The organism is Cobetia sp. (assembly GCF_983723665.1).
Genome location: NZ_CFDJES010000052.1, coordinates 1 through 7,269, shown reverse-complemented (window position 1 = coordinate 7,269; position 7,269 = coordinate 1). Strand labels below are relative to the sequence as shown.

7 protein-coding genes are annotated in these 7,269 nt (G+C 63.4%); all 7 read left to right on the top strand.

The window, feature by feature from the left end:
• Positions 1–787, top strand: a 787-nt coding sequence (pilW, locus tag AC4FAH_RS07235) for a type IV pilus biogenesis/stability protein PilW (protein ID WP_490245821.1), incomplete at its 5' end; no start/stop codon positions are given.
• A 336-nt stretch (positions 788–1,123) separates the two neighbouring features.
• Positions 1,124–2,161: a RodZ domain-containing protein gene (locus AC4FAH_RS07230; RefSeq protein ID WP_490245820.1), complete on the top strand. Its 1,038-nt coding sequence runs from the start codon at positions 1,124–1,126 to the stop codon at positions 2,159–2,161.
• A gap of 11 nt (positions 2,162–2,172) precedes the next feature.
• The gene (gene ispG / locus AC4FAH_RS07225) at positions 2,173–3,288 is read left to right on the top strand and encodes a flavodoxin-dependent (E)-4-hydroxy-3-methylbut-2-enyl-diphosphate synthase (protein WP_043333809.1); all 1,116 of its coding nucleotides are present in this window, start codon (positions 2,173–2,175) and stop codon (positions 3,286–3,288) included.
• A gap of 112 nt (positions 3,289–3,400) precedes the next feature.
• Complete coding sequence (hisS, locus tag AC4FAH_RS07220; RefSeq protein ID WP_084589419.1) at positions 3,401–4,684, top strand: histidine--tRNA ligase; 1,284 nt, start codon at positions 3,401–3,403, stop codon at positions 4,682–4,684.
• An 87-nt stretch (positions 4,685–4,771) separates the two neighbouring features.
• Positions 4,772–5,428 (top strand): YfgM family protein, encoded by a 657-nt coding sequence (locus AC4FAH_RS07215; RefSeq protein WP_242007694.1) that lies wholly within the window; start codon positions 4,772–4,774, stop codon positions 5,426–5,428.
• The gene (gene bamB / locus AC4FAH_RS07210; RefSeq protein WP_153636523.1) at positions 5,425–6,585 is read left to right on the top strand and encodes an outer membrane protein assembly factor BamB; all 1,161 of its coding nucleotides are present in this window, start codon (positions 5,425–5,427) and stop codon (positions 6,583–6,585) included. The genes AC4FAH_RS07215 and bamB overlap by 4 nt, the downstream gene beginning before the upstream one ends.
• 403 nt (positions 6,586–6,988) lie before the next feature.
• Positions 6,989–7,269, top strand: a 281-nt coding sequence (locus AC4FAH_RS07205; RefSeq protein ID WP_490245819.1) for a GTPase, incomplete at its 3' end; no start/stop codon positions are given.

Here is a 7,269-nt window from a genome sequence, read left to right as displayed (position 1 = left end):
CCGCACCGCTGCTCGCGGCATCACTCGCCGCACCAGAGCCCTGCTGCTGTGCCTCGGATTTGCCGGCCTGACCCTCGCAGGCTGCGCGACACGCGTGGAAACCAACGACCCCTACGCCCCACCGGATGACAACAAGGCTTCGAACGCCTACGTGGAACTCGGAGAGGCCTATCTGAGTCGTAATCAGCTGCAACGCGCCGACAGCGCCTTCCAGAAGGCACTCAAGCTGCAGAGCAGCAATGCCGAGGCCAAGGCCGGGCTGGCGATGATCTATCAGCGCCAGGGTGAGAACGTGCTCGCCGATGACTATTTCAATCAGGCCATTTCCAGCGATCCGTCCTTTACCCGTGCGCGCAACAACTACGCGGCCTTTCTCTACTCTCGCGGTGAATACGTCGAGGCCTGTCGGCAACTCGAGATCGCGGCGGAAGACCTGACCTACGACAATCGTGGCCAGCTCTATACCAATCTGGGGCGCTGTCAGTTGCAGCTGGGCAAGACCAGCGAGGCCGCGAAGAGTTTCGAGCGCGCCGTCAAGATCAACCCGCGTGAGTCAGAGGCCTGGTTGGCGGTGGCACGCATGTCGCATGACGCCGGCGACAATGACGCCGCCCAGTCGGCACTGAGCCGCTACTTCCGTCTGGCAGGCACCGATAGCGACAGTCTCGCCCTGGCCGTCGATGTGGCCACGGCTCGCGGCGACAGCCGTCTGGCAGATCTCTACAGCCGCCAGCTGGAGCAGGTCATGACACGGGAATCCGGTCGCGCGGTGATTCGCACTCCCTGAGCGAGGCGCAACGACGCCGCTGATGGCGCCACCTCACGGGCGGGGTCGCTGCAAGCAGGACCGAGAAGACCGAAATGCCGGTGAAAATCTCGGCGCGGGCTTGGTATAGTGCCGACGCGGACGAACGTGTGTTCGTGCGCGTCGATTGGCATGGGAGGTCATCGCTTTTCACGCTGCTCACTCGCATGATGATCGACGAGTCGTGCAGCACCCGGCCAATCGCGCGACAGCATCAGTCAGCATGCTCCAGCATCAGTGTCAGGAGCAGTTCCCGCAGTACCGGAAGAGCGCCCGGATGTGCGTTCGGTAGACAGTTTTTCCTTACAAGGATGCGCCATGAGCGAACATCAACCCGCCCCTGATCAGCACGCCAGTGATGCACTACCTGGCACGCGCCTCAAGCTGGAGCGCGAGCATCAGGGGTTGTCGCGTGATGAGGTGGCGACACAGCTCAACCTGCGCCCCAGCCTGGTCGATGACCTGGAACGCGACCACTACGACCAGATTCCCATCGCCGCGTACCGTCGCGGCTATCTGCGTGCCTATGCCCGCCTGCTGGGCATGGACGAGAAGGCGATCGTCGGGCAGTACAATGCCCAGTTCGGCACCACCGAAGCCGAGCGCTACACCCCCAGTTCCACGCCGTCGGTGCGCCCGCCGGGCAAGATGGGCAAGTATCTGTTCCGCCTCGTCAGCCTGCTGGTCATCGCCGGTCTGATCGGTCTCAGCTACGTGTGGTGGCAGAGTGGCGACTATGGCCGCACCTCGCCGGCGGAAACCTCCGCCCTCGAAGGTGGCAGCGATGCGGACAACGCCGCACCGGTCGTGAACGCCGATGGCTCCATCGAGCTTTCGCTCTCGCAGTCCTCTGCCAGTGAAGCGGCGCCGTTCTCCACTGCCACCGGTGATGCGTCTGCCGTCGAGACAGGAGCATCTTCCGAGACGACAGCGCAGAGTGCTGACGCGCTCGATACAGGCGCAACCGCAGCCACGCCGGGCGCTGCAGAGACTGGCACATCAGCGTCTGGCGCTGCCACGGATAGCGCCGCTGCCACTGACGTGAATGCTGTCGCCGATGCCAGTGCCGACACCACACAAGAGAGCGCAGCAGAAGAAGCTGCGCCGGCGGCAGACCCGCGCAAGCTCGAATTGACGTTCAACATCAATTCCTGGACCGACATTCGTGATGCCGATGGCAAGCGCCTGCTGCGCGGCAACAACGAGGCCGGCACCAGCACGACGCTGGAAGGCAAGCCGCCCTTCACGCTGACCATCGGCAATGCCTCTGGCGTCGAATTGCGTTACATGAATGAAGCGGTCGACCTCACGCGCGTCACGCGCGGCAGTGTCGCCAAACTTACCCTCGGTGAATGATCCGGAATCCCATGCATAGTCACTCCCCCATCAAGCGCCGCGTCTCGCGCAAGATTCATGTCGGCAATGTGGCCGTCGGCGGCGATGCACCGATTTCCGTGCAGAGCATGACCAACACCGATACCAACGATGTCGCCGCCACCGTCGCGCAGATCAAGCGCCTCGAGGATGCCGGTGCCGATATCGTGCGTGTCAGCGTGCCGGACATGGATGCCGCCGAAGCCTTCGGTCGCATCAAGCAGCAGAGCAACATTCCGCTGGTCGCCGACATCCACTTCGATTACAAGATCGCCCTGCGTGTGGCGGAACTTGGCGTCGACTGCCTGCGCATCAACCCGGGCAACATCGGTCGTGAAGACCGCGTGCGTGCCGTGGTCAGCGCCGCACGCGACAACGGCATCCCGATCCGCATCGGCGTCAACGCAGGCTCGCTGGAAAAGGACCTGCAGAAGAAATACGGCGAACCGACGCCGGCGGCGCTGGTCGAATCTGCCATGCGCCACATCGACCATCTGGATCGCCTCGATTTCCAGGACTTCAAGGTCAGCGTCAAGGCCAGCGACGTGTTCATGGCCGTCGCCGCCTATCGTGACCTGGCAGCGCGTATCGAACAGCCGCTGCACCTGGGCATCACCGAAGCGGGCGGCCTGCGCTCTGGCACCGTCAAGTCTTCCATCGGCCTGGGCATGCTGCTGATGGACGGCATCGGTGACACCATCCGCGTGTCGCTGGCAGCGGACCCGGTCGAGGAGATCAAGGTCGGCTTCGACATGCTCAAGAGCCTCAAGCTGCGCGCCAAGGGCATCAACTTCATTGCCTGCCCCAGCTGCTCGCGTCAGAATTTCGACGTCATCAAGACCATGAACGAGCTGGAGACACGTCTTGAAGACGTGATGACGCCGCTGAACGTCTCGGTCATCGGCTGTGTCGTCAATGGCCCCGGCGAAGCCAAGGAGACCGATGTCGGTCTGACCGGCGGCAGCCCCGCCAACCTGGTCTACCTGGACGGCAAGCCGGCCAGCAAGTTGACCAATGACACCCTGGTTGACGATCTTGAGCGACTCATCCGTGACAAGGTCGCGGAAAAAGAGGCCCGTGAGGCCGACACTATCATCCGCCAGAGCTGAGCTTGTCTCAGCTGGCTTGCGCGTCGTGATTGACGCGCCTTCGTCTCCCCACCCGCCTGCATGACCTCATGCGAGCGCCGTGGGGAGACGCGCAAGGATTCAGGAGAGAACGTTGAGTACCAAGATCCAGGCCATTCGTGGCATGAACGACCTGCTGCCGGACCAGTCACCGGTATGGCAATACTTCGAGCACCAGGTGGAAGCGCTGATGGGCCAGTACGGCTATCGCGAGATCCGCACCCCCATCGTCGAGCAGACCGCACTGTTCAAGCGCTCCATCGGCGAAGTCACCGACATCGTCGAGAAGGAGATGTACACCTTCGACGACCGTAACGGCGACAGCCTGACCCTGCGTCCGGAAGGTACCGCCAGCTGCGTGCGCATGGCGATGGAGAATGGCCTGGTCCACAACCAGATCCAGCGTCTGTGGTACACCGGCCCGATGTTCCGCCACGAGCGCCCGCAGAAGGGCCGTTATCGTCAGTTCCATCAGGTGGGCGTCGAAGCCTACGGCATGGAAGGTCCTGACATCGATGCCGAGATGATCCTGATCTCCGCACGTCTGTGGCGCCAGCTGGGCCTGCTGGAGCACGTCACGCTCGAGCTCAACTCGTTGGGTAGCCTCGAAGCGCGTGCCGCCTATCGTGACCTGCTGGTCGAATACTTCGAACAGCACCTGGATGTCCTCGACGAAGACTCCAAGCGTCGTCTGCACAGCAACCCGCTGCGCATCCTCGACACCAAGAACCCGGACATGGCCGCCGTCGTCGACGCCGCGCCGCGCCTGGGGGATCACCTGGATGAAGAATCCCGCGTACACTTCGAGGGCCTCAAGGCACGTCTCGACGCCGCCGGCATCGAGTACGTCATCAACCCGCGCCTGGTGCGTGGCCTCGATTACTACTCGCGCAGTGTGTTCGAATGGACCACCACCGCGCTGGGCAGCCAGGGCACCGTGTGTGCCGGCGGCCGCTACGACAGCCTGTTCGAACAGCTGGGCGGCAAGCCGGTACCGGCGGTCGGCTTCGCGATGGGCGTCGAGCGCCTCATCCTGTTGCTCGAGACACTGGAACTGGTACCGCAGGACGTCCGCGAGACCGTCGATGTCTATCTGATGTCGATGGGCGAGCAGGCCGAAGGCGAAGCCATGCGTCTGGCCGAAGAGCTGCGCACCGCCCTGCCCAATCTGCGTCTGGTGCTGCATTGCGGTGGCGGCAGCTTCAAGAGCCAGATGAAGAAGGCCGACAAGAGCGGTGCACGCATCGCGCTGATTCTCGGTGAGAATGAAGTCATCGAAGGCACGGTGGCGCTCAAGTTCCTGCGCGAGGAACGCGACCAGGAAACACTGAACCAGCGTGCGCTGGGCGAACGTCTCGACAGCGTCTTCGGCGCCTGAGACTGCCAATGAATATCGGGCGGAGAGCCAGCTCTCCGCCTCACGAATGCAAGTGCCGGCATGCCGGCCAGGTCAAGGAGACCGCCCGTGGCGGAAGAGCTCAGAAGCGAAGAAGAACAGCTTGAAGCCATCAAGCGTTGGTGGAGCGAGAACGGCAAGTCACTGATTGCCGGTGTCGTACTGGCCGGCGCCGGTGTCTTTGCCTTCAAGGCCTGGCAGAACTATGAAGCCAGCCAGTCCGAAGCGGCCTCCGTGCGTTACCAGCAACTGATCAGCCTCGTCAGCCAGCCCAAGCTGGAAGACGCCGGCGTCAAGCAGGCGCGTACGCTGATCGGCGAACTGGAAAGCAAGCACGGCGACAGCCTCTACACCCAGATGGCGCACCTGCTGGATGCCAGCATGTCGGTCAAGGCCAACGATCTCGATGCAGCCGCCACGGCGCTGCAGAGCGTGATCGACAACAGCGATGACAGCTACCTGCAGGGGCTGGCCAGCCTGCGTCTGGCGCGCATCAATGTCGAGCGCGGCGACAACGACGCGGCACTCGCCCTGCTCAAGAGCCCGCCGGCGCCGCTGGCAGCGCAGGCGGCTGCGGTGCGTGGCGATGCCCTGGCCGCACAGGACAAGCGTGATGAGGCCATCGCCGCCTATCAGCAGGCCAGCACCCTGTCGCAGGAAAGTGGTCAGCCGGTCTACGGTCTCGACCTGAAACTCGCCGATCTGGCTGCGGAGTCTTCTTCATGAGCGTCACTCGTCGTCTGAGCGTACCGGCCTCGCTGCTGGCCGTGAGTCTGCTGGCCGGTTGCGCCAGCAGTGCCCAACCGGAATATGCGCCCAAGGAGCTGGTCGATTTCGATCGCCAGGTCGCGCTGGATTCCGTCTGGGGCGAATCGGTCGGCAATGGCCTTGGCCGTGCCCACTATCCGCTGTCACCGATCTTCGCCAACGACAAGCTGTTCGTCGGTGCCGAAGGCGGTGAGCTGGAAGCCCTCGCTGCCGATAGTGGCGACGACATCTGGCAGACACGGCTGCCGGCTGGCATCACCAGCGCACTGAATGCCGATGCCTCTCGCCTGTACGTCGGTACGCGCGATGGCAAGGTCAGTGCCGTCAGCCAGGAAGATGGCAGCATCGAATGGAGCACGCGTGTCTCCAGTGAAGTGCTGGCCGCGCCGCAGTACAACGACGAGCTGGTCGTGGTGCAGAGCGTCGATGGCACCGTGACCGCGCTTGATCGCTTCACCGGCGAAGAGCAGTGGGCCTACTCGGCCACGATTCCGGCCCTGACGCTGCGTGGCACCGGCGCGCCGCGCGTCATCCAGCCGGTCACCTTCGCGGGCTTCGCCAACGGCAAGCTGGTCACGCTCGACAACCGCTCAGGTCAGGAACTGTGGGACCTGCGCGTCGCCGTGCCGGCCGGGCGTACCGAGGTGGACCAGCTGGTCGATCTCGATGGCCAGCCGGTGCTGACCCAGGATGGTCGCCTGTTCGTCACCAGCTACAACGGTCGTCTGATCGCGCTGGACGCCCGCAACGGCGAGCCGCTGTGGGACAAGCCGTCCTCCAGCTATCTGACGCCCATCGTGGTCGGCGATTACCTGTTCAGCATCGACAATGCCAGCCATGTGCTGGCGATGGATGCCAACACGGGCAACGTGCTGTGGAAGTCCGAAGACCTGGAAGGCCGCTGGCTGACCTCTCCGGCCTTCGTCGATGGCAAGCTGGTGGTCGGTGACTACGAAGGCTATGTGCACCTGATCGACGCCCAGAGCGGCGAGATGGCCGGCCGCTATGACGTGGGGGGCGATGGCATCAGCATCACCCCGCTGACCGAAGGCAAGCGCATCTACGTCTACACCAACGATGGCGAGCTGACGGCGCTGGATCTCGAAGCGCCGTAAGCCATTGATCGAGCGCACACGTCAGCCTGCCCCGCAATCTGACATGCGCCTCGTTCAGCCCTCGTTCAGCCCTCATCAAGACAACGGCAGCCACCTGGCTGCCGTTGTCTTGATACGCCATTGGTAGCAACTCCCTGTCAATGCTAGAATGCTGCCCCCGCTGATCAGGCCTGCCGCACGACGCAGCCATTGATTCAGCCACGAGATCTTTCCGCCGACAGTGCTAACCCCCTGTCGGCGGACCATACTGGATGCATGCGACGCCTGCGTCGTCATCCAGTGCCCCAAGTCCGATATCATCGCTATCGCCCTGCCTGCACAAGGTGCTTTCCAGCCATCATGGTTCGAAGCAGACCGTACGGGGCCGGCATCGATGCTATCCCTGCGAATGCTGTGAGATTCCATGAACCCCGTGATCGCCCTGGTCGGCCGCCCGAATGTCGGCAAGTCGACGCTATTCAATCGCCTCACCAAGACCCGTGATGCTCTGGTCGCCGATTTCCCCGGCCTGACCCGTGACCGCAAGTACGGCACCGGCAAGGTCGGCGGCAAGCCCTACACCGTCATCGACACCGGCGGCATCAGCGGTGACGAGGAAGGCATCGACCTGATGATGGCCGGCCAGTCACTGGCCGCCATCGACGAAGCCGACATCGTGCTGTTCATGGTCGATGCGCGCGCCGG